This window comes from Pseudoalteromonas sp. SaAl2 (assembly GCF_052947895.1).
This window is the reverse complement of record NZ_CM129605.1, coordinates 1,279,725-1,304,543: the sequence shown is the minus strand read 5'-3', so window position 1 is coordinate 1,304,543 and position 24,819 is coordinate 1,279,725. Positions and strand designations below refer to the sequence as shown.

The following is a 24,819-nucleotide window of genomic DNA, read 5'->3' as shown; positions in this document are numbered from 1 at the left end:
TACCTAGTAGTGCGTTCTTGATATCACTTGCTAAATAGGTGATCTTTTATTGTTAAATAATCGGTAAAACAGTCCATTTAGCCGATAATAAATTGTTAGGTAATTAACTCATCAGCTAATTTTTCTATCGATCGTGTGATTTCATCCATACTAATCGCGCCAAAGCCAAACCGAATATGGGTAGGTGTTTTTTGCTCTGCAGCAAAAAAAGTATTTAATGTTGAATCACTATTGTTGAAATCAGCTACATTTTTACCTTTCACTAACTTGGATATATCCACCCAAATTGCCAGCCCCCCTGTTGGTAAAGAAAATGTCGCTTTTCCTTGAAACAACCTAGTAAACTCTTTTGCTGTATGGTCTCTTCGTGCTTTGTACTCTCGTCTAACCTTTCTGATGTGTCGTTTGACTTCACCTGAATCCATTAAATCAGCAATAACATGTTCAGTAATAGTGTTACCCTGTCTATCAATTAAAACGATTTCCTGAGCAGCTCTTTCTATAAACCGAGTATCTGCAACAATATATCCCAACCGCAACCCCGGTGCGAACACCTTTGACATTGAGCCTATATGCACTACATTTTCAGAATTAGGTAAACTAGCAAGTGGCGGGATAGGATTAGCTTCATAATGAAACTCATGATCATAATCATCTTCAATCACACAGAATTGGTGTATCTTGGATAACTCCAGTAAGGCGAGCCGTCGTTGCATTGGCAAACAGACTGTTGTTGGGTATTGATGATGAGGGGTTACATACACACCTGATACTTCATTATTGGCAAGTATTTCACGTAAGTGATCAATATCAAGTCCTTGCTCATCTAGCCGACATTTTATAATTTTAAACCCATTAGCCTCAAATGCAGCATGCGCAGGCAGGTAACTCAACTCTTCCATAATTATGGCGCCTTTATTAGCATCTAATATTCTTGATGCTAGATAAATCCCCATTTGGCTGCCTCTTACGATACATATGTCTTCTTTTGAACAATTCATAAAGCGGTCGCTAAAAAGCATTTTTTGTATTGAGGTACGAAGTTCAATAGCACCACGAGGATCGCCATAACCAAGCTTAGCTTGGCGACTCAAGTTAACACAAACACGCCTATACGTTCGTGCGAGTAACTCATAGGGGATCAAACGCGCATCAGGTGTACCATCATTCGTTATCGATACACAATCAGCTAATGCCACGGCATCCAAATACAAGCTTTCAACTAACTTAGATGAGCGCCTAGTTTTAATTGTATTATTGATCAACCTTGAGTCTGAAGCAGATAAATCTTGCTCCGGCATGATTTCAGATACAAACGTACCGCTTCGCTGCTTACTTTTCAACCACCCTTGAGCCTCAAGCTCTTCATAGACTTGCTGGACAGTTTTTCGATTTATCCCTAATTGCTTCGCGAGTGAGCGAGTGCCAGGCAACATAACGCCAGCTGCTAGCCTCCCGCTTTGGATGTCCACTGTTATGCAATTCAATAATTTAGCATGCAGTGTCTTTGCGGGGCTATCTTCAAACGAGAATTGAATATCCCAAGGTCTTAACATAACCGCCTCACCACTGGACCCCTTAACTTTATATTTCTGGCTCTTATTTTTAATCCAGACTATCGCTATCTTGTTGTCATTGTCAAAACATAAATGAGAGAACTCAGATGAAGACACTAAACACAACAAAAGAAACCTTGATGCAAGATGCACAAAATCAAATGCAAAGGCTTATTGACCAAGAGCATTTATCTCAGCGTGAAAAACTGGCGCTAACTTGCAGAATTTTATTCGATAAAGGGCATGATTCAGGGCTTGCAGGACAAATAACAAGCCGCACTGATGCTAAAAACACCTTTTTAACACAACAATTTGGGTTAGGGTTTGACGAAGTTTCAGCTAATAATTTGATTGAAGTCGATCAAGATTTAGAGCCGTTAAACGGTGAAGGTATGGCTAATCCAGCAAACCGCTTCCATACTTGGATTTATAACGAGCACCCGCAAGTGAATTGTATTATTCACACACACCCAACACACATTGCTGCACTGTCGATGCTGGAAGTCCCTTTAACCATATCTCAAATGGATACCTGTGGTTTATACAATGACTGCTCATTTGTAGCCAATTGGCCTGGAGTACCGGTAGGGAATGAGGAAGGCATGCTTATCTCCCAAGCGCTGGGAAACAACAGAGCCGTATTTCTTGCTCACCATGGGCAGCTGGTTATAGGCAAAACCATTGAAGAAGCATGCAACCTTGCAATTTTAATTGAACGCGCAGCGAAGTTGCAATTATTAGCAATGGCTGCAGGTGAAATAAAACCGCTCCCCCACGACTTAGCACAAGAAGCTCATGACTGGGTATCAACCGATAAACGCAACAAAATTAACTTTGCCTATTATGCAAGACAGGCATTAAAAACCCACAAAGACTGTATTTAGGAGTATAAAAATGAATTTAACAGGCATCATAGGTTACCCAATAACCCCATTTAACGCTGACGGTGAAGGCGTTGATTTATCTAAACTAGAAATGGTCATTGATACATTAATAGCATCAAAGGTAAATGCCATTGCAGCACTGGGAAGCGCAGGAGAAGCCGCCTATTTAAGTGAAAAAGAATGGCAAGACGTTGCAAGTCATACTGTAAAGCATGTTCAAGGTAGAGTGCCTGTCGTGATTGGTATTGCTGAGTTAACGACAGAGCAAGCCGTTAAACGTGCTAAGTATGCACACCAAATTGGTGCTGATGTAATTATGCTCTCGCCTTTTTCGTATTATAAATTGGTTGAAGCAGAAATTTATTCACATTATCAAAGCGTCTCAGATGCAACTCCACTGCCTATCATGGTTTACAATAATCCTGCAACATGTGGTGTTGATATGTCGCCCCAATTTATGCTTAAAATGGTTGCTAATATAAAAAATGCCAGCATGATCAAAGAAAGTTCGGGTGATATTCAACGTATGCATAAAATTTATAAACTTTCAGGGGCAATGGTGCCATTTTTCAATGGCTGTAATCATATGGCACTAGAAGCACTAAATGCAGGTGCAAGTGGTTGGTGTACTGCTGCGCCATGCTTAATAGCAGATAAGCCAAAGCAACTTTTTGATGCTGTTCAAAAGGGTGATCAAAATAAAGCCCGCGAGCTGTTTTATCAGCAATATAATTTTTTAGAATTTATTGTTAAGACAGGTTTAGCAGCTGCAATCAAATCTGGCTTCGACTTACAAGGCAATAAAGTGGGCCCTCCTAGAAAACCATTATTACCTTTAGCAATGCTAGAGCAAGAGCAGTTAAAAGATATGCTGGCAACATTAGGTCACATTTAAGAAATGAAACAAAAATGGCGCTCATTATAACGAGCGCCATTATTTAATTACTTATCGGTTAACCGATGAAATAACAATACTTACCTATTGTTTAATTACCTAAAACGAATACGTTGTCAGTGTCATTCAAATCAAGTACACCGATACAGCTATTACTTTCATCAGTCACCATCATTCGATCACCTGCGGCCCAATAAGTTTGAGTGTAAATCTCACCTTCAGCCAATGTAGCATAAACATTATCAAGGGCAGGCTCACCAGTCGTATTATTAATCCAATAAAGTTTGACAGGATCGCTCATGGTATTTACAACTTGAAGATTTGGTGCACTATTTGATGTTCTCTCATATGGCACAGCTAAATCACAGCTTTGCATCACTGCAGTTGCTTCTGGAATTTCAGCCGGTGGTGCTTCGTCTAATGCATCTACAACCATTTCTTCAGTTACTGTAAATGCGTTATTTTCATCATTCAATAACGCAACACCTAAACAATTATCAGTGCCATCAGTAAGCATAATACGATGACCAATATTCCAATTATCAGCTGTGTAGCTTTCATCCTGTGCTAACGTTACATAGGGATTTCCGCCTTTGTCACCTGTATTTCTATTAAGCCAATAGACTTTAACAAGTTTATCTGTTGGATTTGTAATACTCAAATCAAGCGCTGGTTTAGTTGAATTATAATATGTTTCAGCCAAGCTACATGTACCAAGTGTACCTTTTTCAGGCCAATGTGGTAGGTAAGGTTCTGTCACTGTCACCAAGGCTTGTTGCTCTGGAGTGGTAACTGCACAGTCATCTCCCGCGCAGGCACTAAAGTAAAGATCGATAACATCTGCGCCAACAAAGTCCGAAGCCACTGCAATATAATATTTACCAGACTCAGGCATACTTATAGTACAGTTTTCTGTATTAGTACCTTCTGTTATAGAAGTACATGTAAACTCAGTATCAATCGTAGGATGAAGAGCAGCCCCTTTTTTAACCCATAAGTCAACGTTAGCAGACCCACCCTGAGTTGCGAATGTGATTGAGGGTAGCCCTGCTGGAACATCGACAGAATACAACCACCCGCCTCGGCCATTAATGTGTTTATAGTCACCAAGAGTAAGAACCTCAACACTTTGTTTATATTGATCAACTAAGGTTGTTGATAACCAGGTTGTAAACTCAGCTTGATTGTCTGTTGCTATATTGTCCAATAACAGTTCAAAGTCTTCCCACTCACCCGCACGCATATGAACAAGCATTTGATAAACCAGTTCAGGGTGATTTTCGATTAGAAAAGCAACGGCTAACTGTCCCCACGAATATGCATCCGCGTTACCAGCGAAAATATCAGCTAATGAAGCAGCTTCACCATCATGTGCGGTAGATACACGGGTGTAATATAATTCATTAAACGTACCAAGATACTCAGCAAGCCCTTCTGTCCACCAATTTACACTACTTTTGTAAGCACCTTCTTTATTATAACGTCCATCTAATGCATGCACATATTCATGAGCTAGAGAACGAATAACAGAACGTCCTTCAGTCCATTCTATAGCATCAAAGGTCCAAATATCAGAGCTATGCCACCACTGGGTAGGTGAAGTCTCAAAATAAATGCCGCTGGTATTATTTGTATTAACAAGGTGCTCTGCCCAGGCTGCATGATTAGAAAGGCTAGAGAAAATATGAATATTCGTGATCTCATTTAAATCATCTGGGACAGCTTGTTGAAACTCTGGCGTAAGCCCTGAATTCAGCGTTTCATCGAATAATCTTTTCGTCTGGCTGATCACTGTACATGCTTCTTCAAGCTCAGTATTTGACATTGATTGCGCACGGATCCTTACAGGCTCTTCACACATCATATTTGCGCTAAATAAACCCGTAGTGGCAAACATAGACGCATCAACTGCATCACCACCTTCATATGCATCCATATAAATATGGTATCTACCCGCCTTAGGTTTATCAATAATACAAGTTTCATTATTGTTAGCTCCTTTATAGGATACACAATCAAAAACCCCCTCAGCGCCTGCACTTGCCTCACCCTCGTATTTAACATACAAGTCTGGATCACCAAGCTCTTTGTTTTCTACCCCTGCAAATAAGCTGACAACTAAAGTTTCTGACTCTTGTGTTAAGTCAACATAAAATGACTGGCCCTCACCGCCTACAGTATTAATATTAGTTTTAACCACATCAAGTGCTAAAGCTGGTTCTAACGCACTGGTATAATCAACCTCTGGTTCAGTAGGTTCAACTTCAGGGTCAGTGGGTTCAACCTCAGGATCACTCGGTTCAACTTCAGGGTCAGTAGGTTCAACTTCAGGATCAGTGGGTTCAACCTCAGGATCAGTTGGTTCAACCTCAGGATCAGCTGGCGTTACAGTGACTGGTGGGGTTGGCTCAGGTAAAGTGCTTGTAGAATCACTGCCACCACAGCCTGAAAGTGCACACAGAATTGCACTAGTTAAAGTCAATTTTCTAAAAAACATTTGAGTTTTCCTTTTATTATTTTACTTAATATTCAATTTAACTGCTGATGGCGATAATATTTAATGACTAGAGAGACAATTCGAATTATCCACATGAAAACAATATTTATATAACTTTCATGTAGTTAACTATAAAACGCGTGCATTTCCCCTAAAATCAGCTATGCGTAGTTGCAACTCACCATAAATATTCATGCCGTTCTTAATAACCAATGTTGAGTTTCGCGCTTACACTAAAACCCAACAAACACTGATACCAAGTTCAACAAAGTATTTGTAGCACATTTGTTTGCATAATGTAAATTGTATACTGTATATTTATTTGCAAATTTTACACTTTCGTTAATCATTAACTTAAGTTGGTTACCGTCATTTAAGGCGTTATTGCGCAAGGAATACCCAGCTTATAGTGCCTGAGCATAAAATTGTGTGACTTACTTTGTATTGTGCATTTATCAATAAATACAGAATATTAATATTTTGAGGAAAACGATTGCTTGATTGATTAAGTAGACAAAACAGACAGGAGGTTGGTTGAAAAGCAAAAAACCACGTAGTAGTAACTAACGTGGTTTTTAAGAATGCTTTAGATGGTATTAATTAATCAATAAATACTTATAAAGATAAGTCTTCTTTAGCACGTGTGAGGTTATGAGACACTAATGTGTTATTTGAAATCTGTGTTGCTTCATATAAATCAGCCAAGCCCGCAGTATCATTTTTTGACTTAATACGTGATATACCACGGTTGCTTAAAGCAAATGATGTCAGCTCGCGTACTTTAAGTTTACGCCCTTTAGTCACTTTTAATAACTCAATTGCTTTTGTGCAAATTGCTTCTGCTTGCTCGTAATTTTTTGACTTAACATTTAATGCGCAACCATTGAATGACTCTTCAAGTTGCTGTGGCGCTGTTGCCTGCTCAATAACCATTAACTTATAGTCACTGCCGCCAGCCATAGCCGCTGCTGAGCAAGTTAATAATGAGCCAAGTGCGATGGTTTTGATTAGTGTAAGTTTCATGATTATATTCCTATTAAGTTACGTCGTCTTTGTTGCCGACAACTGAACTTTAAGCTGTTCGTGCAATTGCGACAAACGATAAAAACAAACCCAATAGATGAAGAAAATTAACCTATAGACTTTAGTCTAATACCGAATAATTGCTTATTACTATCAAATGATAATCAAAGCTAATTTTAATGTTGCTTAACCACTGCAACCACCCTACTTTCGCTAACTGCTCATCGATTAAAGCAAGGCTACAGCTCAACACAATAATTATTACACTGCCTATTCAGCTATAAAAATATTTATAGCCACAGGTAAAACTTAATCAGTTTGAGAGTCGCTATAATTAACCTACAAACTCCCCCGCCCATATGCCATAATCTAAATAATTCATAAATTTAGTAACTTGGCGGTATTTCAACCGTTGCAAGCTAACTTAAAGGGTTTTTTAATGGCTTATCAAGAGCAAAATCAAGCAACTATTTATTGGCACGATTACGAGACGTGGGGGCGAGCCCGCAAAAGGATAAGCCGAGCCAGTTTGCAGGTATTCGTACCGATCTTGATCTAAATATTATTGGTGAGCCACTGATTGAATATTGCAAACCAGTGGCTGATTACTTGCCCCACCCTGAGGCCTGTTTAATCACAGGGATTACTCCACAAGTGGCGATGCAAAAAGGCTTAGTTGAAGCTGACTTTATAGCAAAAATTCATGCCGAATTTAGTGTGCCAAATACCTGTGTTGCGGGATACAACAGTATCCGCTTTGATGATGAAGTAAGCCGTTATAGTTTTTATCGTAACTTTTACGACCCTTATGAGCGTGAATACAAAAATAATAATAGCCGCTGGGATATTATTGATTTAGTGCGCGCCTGCTATGCCCTTCGCCCTGAAGGTATTGAATGGCCATTAAAAGAAGATGGTAGCCCAAGCTTTAAATTAGAACATTTAACCGTTGCAAACGGCATTGAACACGCCGCCGCCCATGATGCACTAAGTGATGTAACCGCAACTATTGCCCTAGCAAAACTAATAAAAGAAAAGCAGCCAAAACTGTATAACTTCTTTTTTAGTTTACGTGGTAAAAAAGCGCTCGCTGAACTTGTTGATGTGTTTAACATGACGCCACTGGTACACACTTCATCGCGGATTCCAGCTACACAAGGGTGTACAAGCTGGATTGCCCCGATGAGCTTTCATCCAGTAAATAAAAATGCCGTAGTCTGCTTTAATTTAACTGAAGATCCGCAAGTGTTACTGGATTTATCAGTAGAAGAACTTCGCACCCGCCTTTATACCAAGCGCAGCGAACTTGGTGAAGATGAATTGCCGGTGGGTTTAAAACTGGTGCATTTAAACAAATGCCCTATTTTAGCCCCCCGCTAAAACATTATTACCTGAAAACGCCGCGCGTTTAGGCATCGACCGTGAGCAATGCTTAAAGAACTTAGCAATATTAAAAGCCAACCCAAGCCTTCGAGATAAAGTGACTGAAGTGTTTAACGACAAGCCTGATTACGGTAAAACCACCAACACCGATTACATGTTATACGATGGCTTTACCAGTAATGCAGATAAAGCCAAATTTGCCATTATACGTGATGCCAGCCCTGAGCAATTAGCGGGAATGCAGCTTGATTTTGAAGATAAAAAATTTGATAACTTATTGTTTAAATATCGCGCCCGCAACTGGCCGCAATCACTAAGCCAAGACGAGCTCGATCAATGGCGTCAGTACTGTCAAAACAAGCTAATGCATGGTGAAGATCAACCCTCGATCAGCGCGCAAGATTTTATGGTAACCCTTGAAAATCTTGCCCATGAACATGACGATAATGAAAAGAATTTAACGATTTTAAAAGCGTTATATAACTACGCGCAAAGTATGTAGTTTCCCTATTGCTTATAAACAAACAGCGCTAGTTTGCAAAACTAGCGACGAGATTTAAGGCCGCGATTAGTCGCGGCTTTTTAATTTAAAATTCAAACTCTAGGGCAAGACGAAAACTGTGATCTTTTCCTTGTTGGCTAAGCTCGGTGACAAACCCTGCTTCCCACTTAAGTTGTCGCTTCGCCGAAAATCGATGCAGGCCAATAAAACCGGGGCCAATACCCAAGAAGTCTTCTCCGGCGTATAGCTCTAAAGCTGGCTGAAACTCAGAGCGAAAACGATACCGATACTGTGCGCGAAACTCAGTTTCCCATTCGTTTTTAATATCACCGCCCCATTCATACACTAAAAATGCATTCATAGTGAGGCTAGTACGCCCAAACTCTTTTTCCCATAAAAAAGCCCGTTGTGGCTTCATAACTGTCTTTGCCTTCTTGCATTTCAAGTTCAAATAAAGCGCCCCAGTCAGCCCAAAAGCGCCCTTGTTCAACCAACTGCCAACGTAGTTCTAGCTCGTAGACTGAAAAGCCAAAGTTACCGTCATCATCGCGCTCTCCAACCGCATAGCCTTCCAAACTCATGGTGTCGTTAAATGAGCCACCAAAGCCAACTCGTTGGGCTAAAATATTTCCTTTATCGGTTTGATGAGAGACCAGACGCCATTCAAATTCGCGTTCAAATGGTAAAACGTAAGGGTGGTAAACTTTGTCTACGACTATTCCATCGGCTCGCACATTAAACGATGTTATAAACAAAAGTGAAGTTAAGCACCACGCGAGAATAAACCTCATGATTGCTCCTTTTGAGAAAATTTCCGATTAAATACCATACTGGTGCCAATAAAGGCTAAAACCGCTGCTAGATACAACCATAATGCAGTTTTGCTTGGCGTGGCTTCATAGCCAACTAAAGCCTTTAGTACACGGCCTAACTCTGAGTTTTCGACTAGCACTGCACGCCAATCAAAGTAATTGGAGGTAATGTTGATCAAATCAATTTGGCTGGCTAAATCTAATGCGATAAGTAATTTTGCCGAGGCATTAAAAGCCAAAAATAACATCAGTGGATATACACCAAATCGTGCTCTAACACTGTGCAGTAAAAATAATAGCAACACACCAAAACTACCGCAGATCCCGATTCCCAGAGATGTTCCTATGAGCAAGGGTTTTGCTGTGTCAGTGTTATGCCAAAAACCAACCAGATAAATAAAATAGTGACTCAGATACAACGCCATAACCGCCACTATTGCAAGTAATGCGAAAAAATGTCGCTGCTTACAACTTATAAGTGACGCAACATACACAATGACGCACAACAGCATTTGGCTAAACTCTAAGCCGCGATAATCAAATAACTGGTTCAACCACGCAGCACTTTGTACATAAACAATACTACACAGCAACCCAATAAAAGCGGTTGTTATGAGCATTCGCTGGTTTAGTTTTAGCAATGACTGTAACAGCACGAGCAAAATTACGACTGGTAAAAGCTGATTAATACTCATCAACAAACTAGTTATCAGCATCAGTCTTTCCTTCTACTAATACTGCGCCACGGGCCGTGTTAGGTGAAAACTCACCAAAAAACTCATAACGCCCAGGGCTTAGTGGCCCGATATAAATCACACTACGACGATTTGGATACAGTACTTTTTCACGATTTAAATCGAAGCTGTCAAACTCTTCTGGCGTACTATCTTGATTTTCAATTAAAAGTTTTAGTTTAGTATTGGCCGGTACGATGATCTCTGCAGGATAGAAAAGGTGGTCTTTTAAAATTAATTTATATTCTTTAGCAACACACGAAAACGGTAATACGCTAAATAGCAGCAGGCTAATAAATCCTAAGCAGTTATTCACTCCCTGCTCCTTGCATAAATTCAACTCGCACTTGTAAGCCACCTAATTCATTATCGGCTAAAGAAATGCTCGCGCCATAAATTGTTACTATATGTTCAACTATCGCCATACCTAATCCGGCACCTTGCTCACCAGAGGGGTGTTTATCACCTCCAACACGGTAAAAACGATTAAAAATTCGTGCTTTATGGGCATCATCAATGCCAGGACCTGAATCATCAATCTGCCAACCAAACGTACCGTGTATATTGTTTAAGCGGATCACAATATTACCACCACTTGGCGTATACTTTATGGCGTTACTTAATAAATTACTAAATAGGGTTGCTAAGGTAAATTGGTCGCCATTAATAACATAATCATCGCCTTCAATACTGATCGTATGCTGTTTTTCATCAAGTCGTTCGTATAGCTGTGCAACCACTTTCTGGCTGATCTCAAGCACCGAAATGGGGCTAAATTGTGCCTGCCATTGCTCAGGATAGGTGCGCCCTAAAATCAACATTTGTTCAACAATATTACTTAGTTTATCAATACCCTTAGCCATTGCATCAAGCTCTAAACTATTATTACCTTGAGTGCATAAGTTATGTACATTGATTTTTAAACTACTTAATGGAGTACGTAATTCATGGGCAGCATCTGAGGCAAAAAAGCGCTCTCTTAAGTAAGCACTTTCTACACGCTTAAACAGGTCATTTAAACGTGAGATCACCGGTTTAATTTCATGCGCATTTACTTGCCAATCAATTGCAGTGAAGTCATTAGCTTGCCTCGTCTTTAAAAGCTTTGAAAGACGAGTTAAAGGGCTTAGACCTTGCTTAACAAATAAACTAATTAATATCGCCAGTAACGGCACACTCCAAAGCAAAGGGGTCATTGCTGATAAAATCATAGTCTCGCTAAGGGCATAGCGTTTATTCAAAGGCTCTGCCACCAACACTTGTTTTGTCTGCATGGTTAACCTGAATACTCGCATACGCTGCCCAGCTAAGTTTTCAACACTAAATCCATTCAGGCTTGGTTTTTGTGCAAGCTCGGCTAATGATTTAGACGCACTGAGTAAATTATTATCTTGCCAAATTTGAAACAGTAATTGGGTGAGATCACTGCGCAGCATCGGCGCATCTGTGTGTATAGGTTGTTCGATTAGTACATGAGCTATGGTTTGCAATTCATTATCAAGTAACTGCTCAGCTTGCATCATGCTTTGGCGGTAACCTTTACTAAAGGCTAAAAAACAAGTCAAAATCACTGTTGATAAAATAATCAGCGTGAGTCTGCGTTTGATAGACACTAGCGTTTGCCTACCACGTAACCGATACCTCGTAAGGTTTTTATCAACTCTTTAGGAAGTTTTTTACGAAGGTGGTGAATGTGTACTTCGATAGTATTTGACCCGACTTCTTCTCCCCACTCGTAGAGCTTGCTCTCTAATTGTTGTTTAGATAACACGCGCCCTTGGTTTTCGAACAGTGCTTTAAGAAGCATGAACTCTTTACGTGGTAAATTAATAGCTTGCTGATCCACTGACACAGTGAATGCTGAAGTATCCATAACAATGTTAGCCACTGTAATTTTACTTGATTGCGTTTGAGTTACGCGCCGACTAGCGACTCTTAAACGGGCAAATAACTCAGCAGGATCAAATGGCTTAGCTAAATAATCATCAGCGCCTAAATCTAGCCCTTGTACTTTGTCGTCAATACTACCGCGTGCCGTTAAAATAACGACAGGTAAGTTAGGGCGATGTTTTTTAACGTGTTTTAAAACATCGATACCATCGCCATCAGGTAGCCCTAAATCCAATACGAGCAGTTCAATTTCGTCGTTTTGTAACCATTGCATGGCTGAACTTATACTCGCACAATGCTCAACACTGTAGCCTTGTTGGCGAAGTGATCGACATAAGCCTTCAGCCACCAATTTATCATCTTCAACGAGCAGTAAATGCATATTATCTCTTTAGTTTCTTCTCGACTTTGGCCAACAGTTGAGTTATTTCTTGCTGGCGATATAAATCTGCTTTTGGCCTTTCTGGGCGAGCCGGTGCCTGTTGGGCGGCAAGTAAATGTTTTTTGGCCTTTTTGTACTCTCTTTCGTCATACAAAAAATGCCGCGTATAAATAATTACTATCGATGCCGTTTGGATTTATAGCAAGCGCTTGGTTAAATAGTTCATTCGCTTTGTCATCATCACCAAACCCAATTGGCCAACCCGGTACTTTGCTGTAAAGAGTCGCTAAACTGGTGTAAGCAGAGCCTGATAACGCATTAGCATCAATTTCTATGGCTTGCTCTAACTGTGCTTTCGCATCTTTTGCAAACCCTAACGCACCTAAGCCCCCTTTTGCCCCAGCGTAACTCGAAAGCACAATACCATACCAAATATGGCTTTGTGCCTGATCATCATAGGACTTTGCAAACCCAGCGGCCTGCTCTGATAACTTTTCAAATGCATTGAGTTGCGCTTTATCTACTAATTCATAATTCACAGTAGCCCAACTGGTTTGCACTTGAGCTAATTCGCTTGCAAGATCAGCATGTGCAGTACTGGTTAAAAATATCCCAGATAACAAGCAGCTAATATAAAGTAGTTTAGTCATAATCATTCACCTTTATCAATTTTATCTACAAAAAAACTTTTAATTTTAGGAAGTTGCTTTGCAATTGCGTTATCTACTAAGGAGGGAAATACCCCATTTAGTTTGACAAATAAGCGCTCAGGAAAGCCAATGTAACTGCGTGAGTTTCCGGATTTTAATAATGAAATAAGCGCATCTGCCACTTTATCAGGTGGATCCATTGCATTGCCTAAAGCTTTATTCATCGCGCGTACTTGCACTGAATTGATAGTTGTATCTGTAGCTCTAGGTGCTAAATATAATATTTTTACATCACAGTGACTGAGTTCGCGGTCCAGCGCTTCTGTCATTCCTCGTAATCCAAATTTACTTGCGCAATATAAGGTTTGATAAGGGTAACCAATACTGCCAAACGATGATCCCACATTAACTATTGAGCCTTTTTTTAGCTAAAATTTGTGGTAAAAATAGCTGGCATAGCTTAATTGGCACCGACAAATTAACTATCAGTAAGTCATCTATTTGCTGCTCCGTCATTTCACTAAAACCTTGCATCACATTAATGCCAGCGCTATTTATAAGCATTGTTGCACCGCCAAGTGATTTAGCATGTTCGAGTAAATTTTGGCGAGTCTGTGCTGATGTTAAATCACCAATAAATATCTCACAGTCTTGGCCACACTTAACTTGAAGTGCCTCTAGCTGAGCTTGTTGACGGCCCACTAACAGTAAACGCCAACCATGCTGAATCAACTTTAATGCCACGGCTTGGCCAATTCCGCCTGTCGCACCTGTTAACACGCAAAGTGGGCGGTTCATGCAGTTTGCTCCAATTCACTATTTACAAACTGTGGATCTGTATCTAATTCACGAAAAATATTGCCATATAATTTATAAAAACATTTAGCGGCATGCACAATTGCTTGTTGATCTGCGGGAGACTCTATTTTATTCATCAGATCTTCAAAAAACTTCACATGCTCAATATCTAAAGCACCATGAGATGTTAAATAGCTAAATGCCTTTTTAGGTAATCCGGTCTTATTGGCTATGTTACTTGCCGCATTATCAGCTAACGAAATTGATGTACCTTCGAGCACATGCACCATGCCAAAAAATGCCAATGGATTACCACGATTAATTGTATCGTAGGCATAAGCAACCATTAACTCAGTGGCAAATCTGGGAGCACTTTGACGTACTTGTTGTTTATCAAAGCCACAGGCTGCAATATCATTGAGCACCCATTCTTGATGGCCTATTTCTTCTTCTATATATTCAGCAACAGCCTCGCGGATCCACTCTTGTTCAGTCGATAATTTCGCGCCCACAGCCATCATTAATGGCACCGTATGTTTAACATGATGATAGGCTTGTGCTAAAAATGAAGCATACTCAGTTGTACTTACTTGCCCGTTAAATACCCGGACAATGATCGGTGCAGCCAGTAAATATTCGCGCTCGGCTTGGGTTTGTGACTTTAATGTCTCGAAAAAATTGCTCATAATATTGCCTCACTGTACAGTGCTGATAATTGTGTATGGTAATAGTTTGTTATTGCTTGGCGTTTAGGGCGGTTATTACTGGTTAATAACCCCCGCTTCGCGGTAAGTGGTTCAGCTAAGCGATGAAATGCTTTAATTTGGGCATACTCAGGTAATTGTGCGTTAATGCCTCGACAATGCTCGGCTAATACTGCATCAGACATATTTACTGATGCATAAATAAGCGCCACTAAATGCGCCTTACCTTCGCCAAAAACAACAGCTTGTTGTACTTCACTGTTACTAAGTAGCAATGATTCAGGCCACTCAGCGCTAATGTTGCGCCCAAAACTAGTAATAATTTGGTTTTTTAAACGCCCCTTAATAGTTAACCGACCTTGTTGTTGATCAACCAAATCACCGGTTGCATACCAACTCGTTTGATCATGGGGCTGTTGACCTAAATAGCCTAAAAATAAGGGGCCTTTAATAAATAGCTGCCCATCTACCAGTTTGCTTTGCAAGTGATTTAACACCCGCCCTGCACACTCTATGTCATCATCATTTGGCGTATTTAAACTCACCACTGATGAAGCTTCTGATAAGCCATAACCTTGGTAAACTGGTAACCCTAAACTACGCGCTTCAGTGATCAATTCACTGCTGAGTACAGCGCCACCAACGGCAATAAACTTCAGGCTCTTTGGTACTGTCCATCCCTGCTTGGTAAACCAGACTAAACAGGTCAATAATTCCGGCACCAAAATTAGCGTATTCGGTTGCACACGATCAATGGCATTGATCAGTTGACTGGGATCATTTAATTTTGCCCCTGAGAAGCCTAATTCTGGCAGTGTCATCACGTGAACCTCACCTGCCGCTAATAACGGTGCAAAAACCCCTGCAATGTTTTCAAGCAATACCGGAAGAGGTAATAAACACAGATGTTTGGGCTGTTTTATCGCTATTTTTTTATGTAATGAGGTCGCCACTTGTAATTGGCTTTGTAAAGATAAACACACTCCTTTTGGCTCACCGGTAGAGCCTGAAGTAAACGTTACTTTTTGGGTATCTGTAAAAAACGTTGTAGGGCTCGAAGCGCATACTTTATAGATATAAAGTGGATAGCGATTTAACACGCTCAATGTCGCAATACAATCTAAACCTTCAAGTTCACAGAGAGTGTCGCTAATTAAATGCGAAACGCCGCTTTTATTCATGCTATTAGTTAGCTGTTGTGGGCTAAAAAAAGGTCGGCAACGGAATGCTTACTTGTTGTAACTCAATCAATGCAAAGTCTACAATTAACCAAGCAGGCGTATTGTCCATAACAAACGCCACGGCTGAAATATCCAGCGCTTTAAAATCGATAATTAACTCGGCCACTGCTTGCATCAGCGTCTGCCTAGTAATTAGGCGCATTTGCTGGTCATGATGATCAACAATCACAGTATCAAGCGCTGCGTGTGATAGTTGCGATAAAAACCCCATTATGCCTCCAATTGAGATGCTAATTGGCAACTCGCTTGGTGGTATTGCTGTTTAATATTAAATAAATGAGGTGTATTTGTTACGCACTCATGAGCAGCCGCTAAATCAACCACACACAGTGTTGGCTTATTTTCATAATAAGTGCCCCAATCGGCGGGGTTATCAAGTGCTTGACTATTGGCTAATGCAATTTCAGTGCAATTAACTGAGAGCATTTTTAATAATGCTCTAACCTTTGCAGTAGCACAAAATACCAAGCGTTTTGCACCAATTTTATAAAGTGCTTCAGTCATTAGTACAAAATGAGCGAGCGTTGCTTTGCGGTTGGTTGAACATAAATTACCAAGCTCGTAAATATCTGCCCTTGGTACATCAACAAAGTGTTCAATCGGCTCTGATAAATATTGCTCGATAAAAGTGATTCAGTAGCAGCTCTAAGTCCCAACGTGCAAGAATCAGCAGCAATACTTAATTGGCATAATACAGGCATAAACTGCTTAATATTAGCGCCGTAAGCTTTGGCAAAACTCGCTTTAACGACGTGCTCTAATTGCACACGCAATGGCATGTTTGCATTTGCACACACATAATCATGTGTGTTCGTAACAGGCAAGTTAGTAACTTGAAGTGATTGCATAGTGTTCGCTCTTTTTAGACTATGGGTAAAATCTAACGAGCAAAACTTAAATAAACCTTAAGGAAAATTAATTTTCATAAAAAAACCCAAACAATGTTTGGGTCAGTGATTACCTAAGCGAAGATTTAAGGGATAACAAAGCACATCTACCCACTAACTACATGCTGATGATAGATTTGTTATCCGATAATCTAATAGTCTACTTTTTATGCAGTGCTTCAATACGCGCTAATAAGCTTGATGTATCAAAACGCCCACCACCAAGTGCCTGAACATCCGCATAGTATTGATCAACGGTTGCAGTCATGGGTAAGGTAGCGCCGTTGTTTTTCGCTTCATCTAACGCAATACCTAAGTCTTTTCGCATCCAATCGACAGCAAAACCAAATTCGTACTCACCCTGCCACATAGTTTTATAACGGTTTTCCATTTGCCACGAACCAGCAGCCCCTTTTGAAATGGTTTCAATTACTTTTTCGCCATCAAGACCTGCTTGCTTTGCAAAATGTAAGCCCTCTGCCAAACCTTGCACAACACCTGCAATACAAATTTGATTAACCATTTTACATAATTGACCAGAGCCAACTTCACCCAGTAATTGACTAAAGCGACTAAAAGCCGCCATAACGGGCTGTACTTTTGCAAATACGGCTTCATCTCCACCAGCCATGACCGTTAACACACCATTCTCAGCCCCAGCCTGACCACCAGAAACCGGTGCATCAATAAATGCAATATTCTTAAGTGCGGCTTTTGCCGACACTTCACGCGCCACCTCAGCTGAGGTGGTTGTGTGATCAACCAAAATAGTGCCAACTGCCATACCTGCAAGTACACCATCATCACCATAAACCACTGAACGTAAATCGTCGTCATTGCCTACACACATAAATACAATATCAGCACCTTTGGCTGCAAGTGCTGGAGTCAGAGCAACATCACCTTTGTACTGTTGTGCCCATTGTTGTGCTTTAGCTGTGGTGCGGTTGTACACAGTAACAGTGTGTCCGGCATTGGCTAAATGACCCGCCATTGGATACCCCATAACACCTAAACCGATAAACGCGACTTTCATTGACATAAAACTGTCCTATTTCAGTGGTAACTTAAAAAGATATATTTATTATCTCAATCGAATAGACAAAAAGCGAATGAAAAAGTCTTCATTAATTTTCTTCATGGACGACACACAGCAGGTATACTATGGATAGCATTTATCAATTTAGCGCCCCACTTTATAATGGCGAAGAGTTTTCTTTAAGCCAATTAAAAGGCAAAACGATTTTAATCGCCAACACCGCTAGTAAGTGTAACTTTTCAGTGCAATTAAGTGCGCTTGAAAAACTATATCAGCAATATAAAGCACAAGGGTTTATCGTGTTGGCTTTTCCATGTAATCAATTTGATTATAATGAACCCGTTGACAACGCCAACATGAAAGACGTCTACCAACAACAATTTGGTGTGAGTTTTCCTGTATTTAGCAAAGTAATGGTGAATGGCCCTGAGGCACACCCTTTGTTCAATTACTTAAAAGCACACACCAGAGGCATTGCACAAAATCGTGCCATAAAATGGAATTTCACTAAATTTCTTGTAAACTCTGAGGGGCAGTTGTCAGTGCGTTACGCACCACGTACCAAACCCGAAACCTTAAAAATGGTAATAGAGAGTACCCTTAATGAATCAGATGACAGTAGCGCTTTTCAGTTCGCAAAAATATGAGCAAGCCCCTTTTGATGTATGCTTGCAAGACCAAGCAAGCATTTCAATCACTCATTTCGAACAAGCGCTGACTGAGCAAAGCAGCATTTTATGCAAAGGTTTTGATGCTGTATGCATATTTGTAAATGATCTCGCTAATGAAGCAATAATTAAACAACTAGCAGCGCAAGGTATTAAATGTATTTTATTACGCTGTGCAGGCTTTAATAATGTCGATTTAACAGCTGCTAAAGCCCACAATATAAAAGTATGCCGCGTACCTGCTTACAGCCCTGAAGCAGTGGCAGAGCATTGTATCGCATTAATGCTAACTTTAAATCGTAAAACACATAAAGCTTACAATCGCATACGTGAAGACAACTTTGATTTAAATGGTCTACTTGGTTTTAACCTGTTTAAAAAAACCATTGGCATTATTGGCTGTGGTAAAATAGGCCTTGCGCTGGTAAACATTCTAAACGGCTTTGGTGCCAACGTTTTAGTATGCGACCCCTACGCCGAACAAGGTGATTATACACTTTGCGACCTTGATACATTACTAAGCCAAAGTGACGTGATCTCATTACATTGCCCACTGAACGACCAAACACACCACATAATTAATGAGCATGCCTTTAGTAAAATGAAACCAGGCGTGATGCTAATTAATACCTCACGCGGTGCATTAGTCGATAGTAAAGCATGCATTAACGCACTCAAAAGTAAAAAACTTGGCTACTTAGGCCTTGATGTTTACGAGCAAGAGTCAGAATTATTTTTCAAAGACCACCGCGACGAAATCATGCAAGACGATATATTTTCACGCTTAGTAAGCTTTCCTAACGTATTAGTCACCGGGCACCAAGGTTTTTTCACCAAAGAAGCATTGACTGAAATAGCCCAAACCACCATTAATAACGCGATTGAGTTTGCTAATAACCAGCCGCTGAGTAATGAGGTTAAATAAGGGGTTTATTTAGGTGCTAGGTCAAAGATAAAAGGTTAAAAACCAAAGCACGAAAAATCAACCACGTGAACTTTGCTAAGCCTGTTTAGTTACATCGGCTTCAAAAAAGGACAGGCATATATTTCAACCCCGTTGGTATTGCGCATAAATTGTGACTGTCCTGTTTTACACGGGTAGATTAAATGTATTAATGATTGAAAATAAGAAGGTTGAATTACAATTCGAAGAACTACGAGGTTGCTTGATGTCTGAAGTCAAGATTTGACCCTCAAGGCTCTGACCCTCAAGGCTCTAATTAAGTATTGCATAAAGGCAAATGCAATAAAGGTCATCACAGCACCGCCAATAACAGCTGTTGATGTTTTGAACATGGGGGTTTTAGGAAATTCAAGTGTGTGCATAAGCCGCTCCAAATTAACTTATTATGTTGTTTCAGAGCTATAACGGCTGGCAAATAGAAAAGGGGTGAAATAGTTTTAAAATTTAATTAATTAAAAAGCCGAGTTAGTATTTAACTCGGCTTTTTGTATATTTAATTAAAAATTACTGTTTCTTTTCACTTAGCGCGGGCTGGCCGTAGTTTGGCGAGCGTGGGCCATACAATAAGCCATTGTATGTATCTGATGAAAGTAAACGATTAGAAGTAATTGCAGCAATTTCAAAGCCTTTATCACTCACTGTTTCAGCAATTTGATTAATAGCTGCAACAACTAGCATTCCGACTAAGCCACCACCCGTGTTGTTGTTTTGTTGCTCAGCAGACGATGCTCTTGCCTTATCCTGCCATAGGACTTCGCCAGTGCGTAAATCAACAAGTTTTGCTGATACAGTGACCGCTGTTTCACTTGAAATAACGACGTAGCTAGTACCGTATTCTTCAATGTTGATATATAAGGCTGAATCAGCACCAAAAATATCATGTAGCTTTTTAACGGGCACTTGGTGAATATCGTTTGCAACCGTTAAACCATTACCTTTAAAGGTTTGATCAACAACCGCAACAGGAAATACATAAAAACCTGATTCAGCGATAGGAGTCATCATTTGTGTCATTACGCTATAAGGCGCGATGACTTCTGGTGTGTTGTTTAAAGGAGGCAACACAAGAATTGAATGAGGATCTGCTTGTCTAAATGCACTGTAATCATGGCTCGGTGGCGGTGATACACAGCCTGCGAGTGCTGTTAATAATGTTGCGATAGAGATTAGCTTTAAATAACGCATATTAAGCACCCTTTGCCGATTTTAGAAGAAAGTCGATGTACTGAACTGATTCAGGAAATAATTGTTTTTCTGTTTCAAAATGAGCAATACCTTGCACAGCATTGCCTGTATCAAAATACAGCATACCTAAATGAGCATGTAATCCTGGTGCTATTGCTTTACTGTTATTAGCTGCATCAGCAATAACCTGCTCTAGAATAGTTATTTGCTCTTCAACCGAAACTTCATCTGCTTTTAAATAAGCATAAACGGCGCTGTTATAGTCACCGTAATAATAAAAGAGGTTCTTTGGTGTTATTACACCCAGTAAGCGCGACGCATACTATAGCGGTAGCGATTAGCTTTTTCATGCTTTACTACCCCATTGACCCGATTCAAGACCAGTAACTAGTTTATTTACCACTTCACGAATCGCTAAATCGAGTACTTTTCCGTTTAATGTTGCATCGTATGAAGCTGTGCTACCAAAGCCAACTACTTCACGCTCTGATAAGCTGTACTCGCCAGCACCTTGTACTGAGTAAATAACTTCTGATGTTGTTACATCAACAATGTTAAGTGTTACTTTGGCGTATGCAATTTGTGATTTGCCTTTTCCTAGTAAACCGAATAATTGGCGATCACCTATGGCTTTACGGCCAAATTCAGTTACATCGCCAGTTACTACAAACTTTGCACCGCTAATTACTTGCTTTGCGCCTGTTAATTTAGCTTCTTCTGCAAGTGCTTGCATATTGTCGCGATCCAGCACACTAAAACGGTTAGTTTGTTGTAAGTGGCTCATTAAGGTTGTTTTTGCTTGGCTACCTAAGCGATCTTGGCCTGATGAAAATATACCATTTTGAAAACTTGAGCGATTTACAAACTGACCCACAACTAATTTACTCTTGGTGCCAGAGTAAGTGGTGTTGTAAGTTGCGACTGTTGGTGTGTCTATAGCTTTTGATGAAGTAGTTGCACAACCAGATAAAGTGGCAGCTGCAAGTGCAGCAATAAGGGCTGTTGCTAAATGTTTTTTATTTTTTAACATGAAATTTTCCAATGTTCGTTGGGGGTAAATAATTAAACGAACACTTGGGGATGTACTTATACTGATAAGCTTATGACATTATTCAAGAATCCGTTCCGTGCCCATTTATAAACAAAAAGCGATAAATATGCAATTATTATTACTTTTCATTGTTAGTAGATGTTAACAAGCATTAATGAGTACTAACTTCTATTGCTTAAATACTATTAATATTTTCTCTGATTTTGTCGGCTAACTTTTTAGATGCATCATTTAATTGCGGCTGTAAGTGCAGGACTATTTCGGTAGGCGGTAAGTCGGGTAGTCCATGGGTTATTTAAATCACTGCGTGTGGAAGTGATTAAACGCGATAATATTCAGCACCTTAATCAGGCTACACCAAGCAGTTTGTCGCGTATCCAAGATGTGGGCTGGCAGCAGCATTTATCGCATTTAATTGCTATGCCACAAAAACAGAAGCGCTGGAATTTATGCATACCAATATTATTGATGCCATGAGCGATGTGGCTGAGGTATTTAAAAATGAAGGCTTAGAAACTCGTGTTGATGTTGACCAAACTCACTGTGCTTTAGTCGTGGGGCATGGCAGAAGCCAAAGGGGTCAAATCTTGACTTCAGAAGCCAAAGGGGTCAAATCTTGACTTCAGACATTAAAACTCCTCAACGTCTGCAATTGACATACTTCTGACTATCAGGTTTGGTTAAGCCCTGTTTATCGGCTGTTATAAATCAACCACTTAAGTCACTTAAATACGCCTACTACATTTTGCGAATAGCGTTTAGTTTATTTATCTTGTTGATCACACCTAAATCAAACAGTTGTTGCGCTGTAGACTTGAGCAATTGAGTTTCCTCTGGCGTGCGATGTTCTGTAATGATTAATTTTGCATAGCTAATTTGCAGCCGGTTTATTGCGCGGGTTTTCTTTCTGCATTCAAAACACTTGATTGCATGTGCATCAATCCAAAACTTTAATTGTTCAAACCAGTATTGCTGCTCTTTGGCAAAAAATATAAATGCTCTGTGACAATCAACACACAGCTCTTGTATATCAACATAGAGTTGCCTTGGATATACACAGTAACTTTGTTTCTCGATAACAGCGGGGATTGCTGTTTCTGGATAGTAACGCACGCTTTCGTATCGCCAATGGGCATTATCGATTTCTTGCTTTGTATAGCTATTACCAGAGGGAATTGGCTCGCTGCCATATAGTGGGTGGTTCACATAATTGACCATAGCAGCTAATTACCCAGCACAAAAAGGACAGCTAAAGCCCCTACTGCTAGTGCAATTATCAAACTTACATTAAATTTAGAAAACAATGGAGGAGTAACCGCTGCTTGGTTCTGCCAAGTCGCTTGTGTTGTTATTGGCGCTTTGAGCTTTAGGCCGTGCTGGCATTTCAATGTCGGCAAGCTGTTTAACAGTCATCACAACTTGCTCGCAAGTAACGGCATCGCCATTAGCAATCGTTATATTCTCAATAATGCCATTACAGTCTGCCATCACTTCTAACACGACTTTATCTGTTTCAACATCAAACAGTACATCGTCTACATAGACTAGTTGACCTTCATTAACATAAAGGTTAGTTATTTTTGCTGTTGTTACCGAATCAGGCAAAGTTGGTACTTTAACTTCTTTGTTCATAATCCCTCCTTGGGTGTAATACCACTCAAAACTGACGGCTGACGGCTGACGGCTGACGGCTGACGGCTGACGGCTGACGGCTGACGGCTGACGGCTGACGGCTGACGGCTAAGTTATTACCCAAACGCCACGTTAGCAAACACGGCGGTCATTAAAATTGGGCACACAAAGCGAATATACTGAGCAAACCAAAACTTAAAACCACTGCTTGCTTGATGCAATTGGTTGCCACGGCGCCACAACCAGCCTACCGTAACAAAATAAAACAAGCCCATTAATGGCAGTTGGTATTGCGTTAACACCATAATCACTAAACCAAATAACCAATCAAAATTAAAGATGATTAATGACGATGCAGCCAATACCGTTAGACTAACCATTAAGGTTGCTGATTTACGCTCAACTTGATGATTTTCAACTAAGAAGGCCACAGGAATTTCAGTTGATGAAATGGTCGAGGTCAGTGAGGCTATCGACATGAGTACGAAAAACAATAGCCCAACCGCTAAACCTATTTCGCCCATGGTATTAAATAGCTGGGGTAAAATTGCAAAAATAAGTTGTGCCTCGCCAACGAGTTTGCCATCACTAAATACTTGTACTCCGTTGTGCTGAGCCACATAAATGGCTGGAATAATTAATAACCCAGCTAAAAATGCTACCCCTGTATCAAGCAAAGCTACCGATGCGGTTAATCGTGGTAAATTGGCATCAGGCTGTAAGTAAGAGCCATAAATCATCATACAACCCACTCCTAATGATAAGGAGAAAAACGCCTGCCCCATAGCCGCTATAATTAAATTAGGCTCAAACACTTGGCTAAAATCAGGAACCAAGTAGGCTGCAAAGCCTTCACTTGCGCCATCAAGCGTGGCAATGTAAAAAATTAAACCGACTAATAAAACCAACAACATAGGCATTAAGCGACGAGACCAGGTTTCAATTCCCGATTTAACCCCTTTTAAAATAATGCTGGCAGTCAAAATGAGCATTAGCGGCGTAAATACAAAATTACGCGCTGTAGAGTCTGTTTGTAGAAATTGACTTACCTGAGTAAAACCAAAGAAAGTAGCAATGGGTTCAAGGGCGTAAGCTATCATCCATCCGGCAACAATCGAATAAAAACTTAGCATCACTATGGCGCCAGCTAAGCCTAAATAGCCAGCAGCAGCCCCTACTTTTGGTGCTTGATCTTGCCATGCGTTTTTAAGTGCTTTAACTGGATTCGCTTGGGCTTGATGACCTAAAAACAGCTCAGTGTATAAAGCAGGCACTGCCAACAAAAATATTACGATAAAATAAACCAGTAAAAATGCACCGCCACCGTGATTCGCCGCTTGCGTAGGAAAACCCCAAATATTACCTAAACCAACCGCAGCGCCAGACGCCGCTAAAACAAAACCAAGGCGGCTTTGAAAACCATCACGCAATTGTGCCATACA

20 protein-coding genes and 7 pseudogenes are annotated in these 24,819 nt (G+C 40.3%); 6 read left to right on the top strand and 21 right to left on the bottom strand.

What is annotated here, in order from left to right; genetic code table 11:
* Positions 1–95: 95 nt before the first annotated feature.
* Positions 96–1,556, bottom strand: coding sequence for a MocR-like pyridoxine biosynthesis transcription factor PdxR (gene pdxR / locus ACU8V8_RS06490; protein WP_446889192.1), 1,461 nt, complete (start codon positions 1,554–1,556; stop codon positions 96–98).
* A gap of 107 nt (positions 1,557–1,663) precedes the next feature.
* On the opposite strand from pdxR, the gene ACU8V8_RS06485 reads away from it, so the two are divergent.
* Positions 1,664–2,440 carry an aldolase gene (locus tag ACU8V8_RS06485; protein ID WP_446889191.1) on the top strand — a complete coding sequence of 259 codons (777 nt, stop codon included), beginning with the start codon at positions 1,664–1,666 and terminating at the stop codon, positions 2,438–2,440.
* A 10-nt stretch (positions 2,441–2,450) separates the two neighbouring features.
* A complete protein-coding gene (locus tag ACU8V8_RS06480; protein WP_446889190.1) occupies positions 2,451–3,335 on the top strand; it encodes a dihydrodipicolinate synthase family protein in 885 nt (294 codons plus the stop codon).
* Between the two features lie 91 nt (positions 3,336–3,426).
* Here the strand turns inward: ACU8V8_RS06480 and ACU8V8_RS06475 are convergent, their stop codons facing one another.
* Complete coding sequence (locus ACU8V8_RS06475) at positions 3,427–5,832, bottom strand: collagenase (RefSeq protein WP_446889189.1); 2,406 nt, start codon at positions 5,830–5,832, stop codon at positions 3,427–3,429.
* 615 nt (positions 5,833–6,447) lie between these two features.
* Positions 6,448–6,855 carry a hypothetical protein gene (locus tag ACU8V8_RS06470; protein ID WP_446889188.1) on the bottom strand — a complete coding sequence of 136 codons (408 nt, stop codon included), beginning with the start codon at positions 6,853–6,855 and terminating at the stop codon, positions 6,448–6,450.
* A gap of 439 nt (positions 6,856–7,294) precedes the next feature.
* On the opposite strand from ACU8V8_RS06470, the pseudogene sbcB reads away from it, so the two are divergent.
* A pseudogene (gene sbcB, locus ACU8V8_RS06465) lies at positions 7,295–8,740 on the top strand (exodeoxyribonuclease I).
* Between the two features lie 85 nt (positions 8,741–8,825).
* Here sbcB and ACU8V8_RS06460 read toward each other — a convergent pair.
* From ACU8V8_RS06460 to ACU8V8_RS06410, 11 genes and pseudogenes are all read right to left on the bottom strand, one after another.
* Positions 8,826–9,531: pseudogene (locus tag ACU8V8_RS06460) on the bottom strand (hypothetical protein).
* On the bottom strand, positions 9,528–10,268 hold the full coding sequence (locus ACU8V8_RS06455; RefSeq protein ID WP_446889187.1) for an iron transporter: 741 nt from the start codon (positions 10,266–10,268) through the stop codon (positions 9,528–9,530). Before ACU8V8_RS06455 ends, ACU8V8_RS06460 begins: the two are co-directional and overlap by 4 nt.
* Positions 10,255–10,581 (bottom strand): cupredoxin domain-containing protein, encoded by a 327-nt coding sequence (locus ACU8V8_RS06450; protein ID WP_446889599.1) that lies wholly within the window; start codon positions 10,579–10,581, stop codon positions 10,255–10,257. Before ACU8V8_RS06450 ends, ACU8V8_RS06455 begins: the two co-directional genes overlap by 14 nt.
* A gap of 13 nt (positions 10,582–10,594) precedes the next feature.
* Complete coding sequence (locus ACU8V8_RS06445; RefSeq protein WP_446889186.1) at positions 10,595–11,899, bottom strand: ATP-binding protein; 1,305 nt, start codon at positions 11,897–11,899, stop codon at positions 10,595–10,597.
* Positions 11,899–12,558 carry a response regulator transcription factor gene (locus ACU8V8_RS06440; protein ID WP_446889185.1) on the bottom strand — a complete coding sequence of 220 codons (660 nt, stop codon included), beginning with the start codon at positions 12,556–12,558 and terminating at the stop codon, positions 11,899–11,901. Before ACU8V8_RS06440 ends, ACU8V8_RS06445 begins: the two co-directional genes overlap by 1 nt.
* 1 nt (position 12,559) lies before the next feature.
* Positions 12,560–13,214: pseudogene (locus tag ACU8V8_RS06435) on the bottom strand (tetratricopeptide repeat protein).
* Positions 13,211–14,006: pseudogene (locus ACU8V8_RS06430) on the bottom strand (SDR family oxidoreductase). The pseudogenes ACU8V8_RS06435 and ACU8V8_RS06430 overlap by 4 nt, the downstream one beginning before the upstream one ends.
* Entirely contained in the window at positions 14,003–14,692 is a 690-nt protein-coding gene (locus tag ACU8V8_RS06425; RefSeq protein WP_446889184.1) for a TenA family transcriptional regulator, read from the bottom strand. Before ACU8V8_RS06425 ends, ACU8V8_RS06430 begins: the two are co-directional and overlap by 4 nt.
* Positions 14,689–16,162 (bottom strand): annotated as a pseudogene (locus ACU8V8_RS06420) (AMP-binding protein). Before ACU8V8_RS06420 ends, ACU8V8_RS06425 begins: the two are co-directional and overlap by 4 nt.
* A pseudogene (locus tag ACU8V8_RS06415) lies at positions 16,162–16,730 on the bottom strand (thermostable hemolysin). The pseudogenes ACU8V8_RS06420 and ACU8V8_RS06415 overlap by 1 nt, the downstream one beginning before the upstream one ends.
* 268 nt (positions 16,731–16,998) lie before the next feature.
* Positions 16,999–17,880, bottom strand: coding sequence for an NAD(P)-dependent oxidoreductase (locus tag ACU8V8_RS06410; RefSeq protein ID WP_446889183.1), 882 nt, complete (start codon positions 17,878–17,880; stop codon positions 16,999–17,001).
* Positions 17,881–18,002: 122 nt separating this feature from the next.
* Between ACU8V8_RS06410 and ACU8V8_RS06405 the strand changes: the two genes are divergently transcribed.
* Positions 18,003–18,524 (top strand): glutathione peroxidase, encoded by a 522-nt coding sequence (locus tag ACU8V8_RS06405; protein WP_446889182.1) that lies wholly within the window; start codon positions 18,003–18,005, stop codon positions 18,522–18,524.
* Positions 18,490–19,470 carry a 2-hydroxyacid dehydrogenase gene (locus ACU8V8_RS06400; RefSeq protein ID WP_446889598.1) on the top strand — a complete coding sequence of 327 codons (981 nt, stop codon included), beginning with the start codon at positions 18,490–18,492 and terminating at the stop codon, positions 19,468–19,470. The genes ACU8V8_RS06405 and ACU8V8_RS06400 overlap by 35 nt, the downstream gene beginning before the upstream one ends.
* A 293-nt stretch (positions 19,471–19,763) precedes the next feature.
* Here ACU8V8_RS06400 and ACU8V8_RS06395 read toward each other — a convergent pair.
* From ACU8V8_RS06395 to ACU8V8_RS06380, 4 genes and pseudogenes are all read right to left on the bottom strand, one after another.
* Positions 19,764–19,871 (bottom strand): annotated as a pseudogene (locus ACU8V8_RS06395) (energy transducer TonB); the annotation flags it as partial.
* A gap of 142 nt (positions 19,872–20,013) precedes the next feature.
* Positions 20,014–20,694 (bottom strand): DUF799 domain-containing protein, encoded by a 681-nt coding sequence (locus tag ACU8V8_RS06390; RefSeq protein WP_008111381.1) that lies wholly within the window; start codon positions 20,692–20,694, stop codon positions 20,014–20,016.
* Between the two features lies 1 nt (position 20,695).
* Positions 20,696–20,992 (bottom strand): DUF4810 domain-containing protein, encoded by a 297-nt coding sequence (locus ACU8V8_RS06385; protein WP_446889597.1) that lies wholly within the window; start codon positions 20,990–20,992, stop codon positions 20,696–20,698.
* A gap of 48 nt (positions 20,993–21,040) precedes the next feature.
* The gene (locus ACU8V8_RS06380; protein WP_008111383.1) at positions 21,041–21,724 is read right to left on the bottom strand and encodes a CsgG/HfaB family protein; all 684 of its coding nucleotides are present in this window, start codon (positions 21,722–21,724) and stop codon (positions 21,041–21,043) included.
* 470 nt (positions 21,725–22,194) lie between these two features.
* Between ACU8V8_RS06380 and ACU8V8_RS06375 the strand changes: the two genes are divergently transcribed.
* A complete protein-coding gene (locus tag ACU8V8_RS06375; RefSeq protein WP_446889181.1) occupies positions 22,195–22,365 on the top strand; it encodes a hypothetical protein in 171 nt (56 codons plus the stop codon).
* Positions 22,366–22,483: 118 nt separating this feature from the next.
* On the opposite strand, the gene ACU8V8_RS06370 is transcribed toward ACU8V8_RS06375, so the two are convergent.
* The 3 genes from ACU8V8_RS06370 to ACU8V8_RS06360 form a co-directional block, all read right to left on the bottom strand.
* Positions 22,484–22,951, bottom strand: a complete 468-nt coding sequence (locus tag ACU8V8_RS06370) for a zinc-ribbon domain containing protein (RefSeq protein ID WP_446889180.1) — start codon at positions 22,949–22,951, stop codon at positions 22,484–22,486.
* A gap of 87 nt (positions 22,952–23,038) precedes the next feature.
* The gene (locus tag ACU8V8_RS06365) at positions 23,039–23,377 is read right to left on the bottom strand and encodes a biotin/lipoyl-containing protein (RefSeq protein ID WP_446889179.1); all 339 of its coding nucleotides are present in this window, start codon (positions 23,375–23,377) and stop codon (positions 23,039–23,041) included.
* Positions 23,378–23,493: 116 nt separating this feature from the next.
* Positions 23,494–24,816, bottom strand: coding sequence for a sodium-dependent transporter (locus ACU8V8_RS06360; protein WP_446889178.1), 1,323 nt, complete (start codon positions 24,814–24,816; stop codon positions 23,494–23,496).
* Between the last annotated feature and the right edge of the window lie 3 nt (positions 24,817–24,819).

Coding starts and splice junctions, on each gene's coding strand:
- pdxR (WP_446889192.1), bottom strand. CDS start 1,556: ATGTTAAGACCTTGGGATATTCAATTCTCGTTTGAAGATAGCCCCGCA.
- ACU8V8_RS06485 (WP_446889191.1), top strand. CDS start 1,664: ATGAAGACACTAAACACAACAAAAGAAACCTTGATGCAAGATGCACAA.
- ACU8V8_RS06480 (WP_446889190.1), top strand. CDS start 2,451: ATGAATTTAACAGGCATCATAGGTTACCCAATAACCCCATTTAACGCT.
- ACU8V8_RS06475 (WP_446889189.1), bottom strand. CDS start 5,832: ATGTTTTTTAGAAAATTGACTTTAACTAGTGCAATTCTGTGTGCACTT.
- ACU8V8_RS06470 (WP_446889188.1), bottom strand. CDS start 6,855: ATGAAACTTACACTAATCAAAACCATCGCACTTGGCTCATTATTAACT.
- ACU8V8_RS06455 (WP_446889187.1), bottom strand. CDS start 10,268: ATGCTGATAACTAGTTTGTTGATGAGTATTAATCAGCTTTTACCAGTC.
- ACU8V8_RS06440 (WP_446889185.1), bottom strand. CDS start 12,558: ATGCATTTACTGCTCGTTGAAGATGATAAATTGGTGGCTGAAGGCTTA.
- ACU8V8_RS06425 (WP_446889184.1), bottom strand. CDS start 14,692: ATGAGCAATTTTTTCGAGACATTAAAGTCACAAACCCAAGCCGAGCGC.
- ACU8V8_RS06410 (WP_446889183.1), bottom strand. CDS start 17,880: ATGTCAATGAAAGTCGCGTTTATCGGTTTAGGTGTTATGGGGTATCCA.
- ACU8V8_RS06405 (WP_446889182.1), top strand. CDS start 18,003: ATGGATAGCATTTATCAATTTAGCGCCCCACTTTATAATGGCGAAGAG.
- ACU8V8_RS06400 (WP_446889598.1), top strand. CDS start 18,490: ATGACAGTAGCGCTTTTCAGTTCGCAAAAATATGAGCAAGCCCCTTTT.
- ACU8V8_RS06390 (WP_008111381.1), bottom strand. CDS start 20,694: ATGCGTTATTTAAAGCTAATCTCTATCGCAACATTATTAACAGCACTC.
- ACU8V8_RS06380 (WP_008111383.1), bottom strand. CDS start 21,724: ATGTTAAAAAATAAAAAACATTTAGCAACAGCCCTTATTGCTGCACTT.
- ACU8V8_RS06375 (WP_446889181.1), top strand. CDS start 22,195: ATGCATACCAATATTATTGATGCCATGAGCGATGTGGCTGAGGTATTT.
- ACU8V8_RS06365 (WP_446889179.1), bottom strand. CDS start 23,377: ATGAACAAAGAAGTTAAAGTACCAACTTTGCCTGATTCGGTAACAACA.
- ACU8V8_RS06360 (WP_446889178.1), bottom strand. CDS start 24,816: ATGGCACAATTGCGTGATGGTTTTCAAAGCCGCCTTGGTTTTGTTTTA.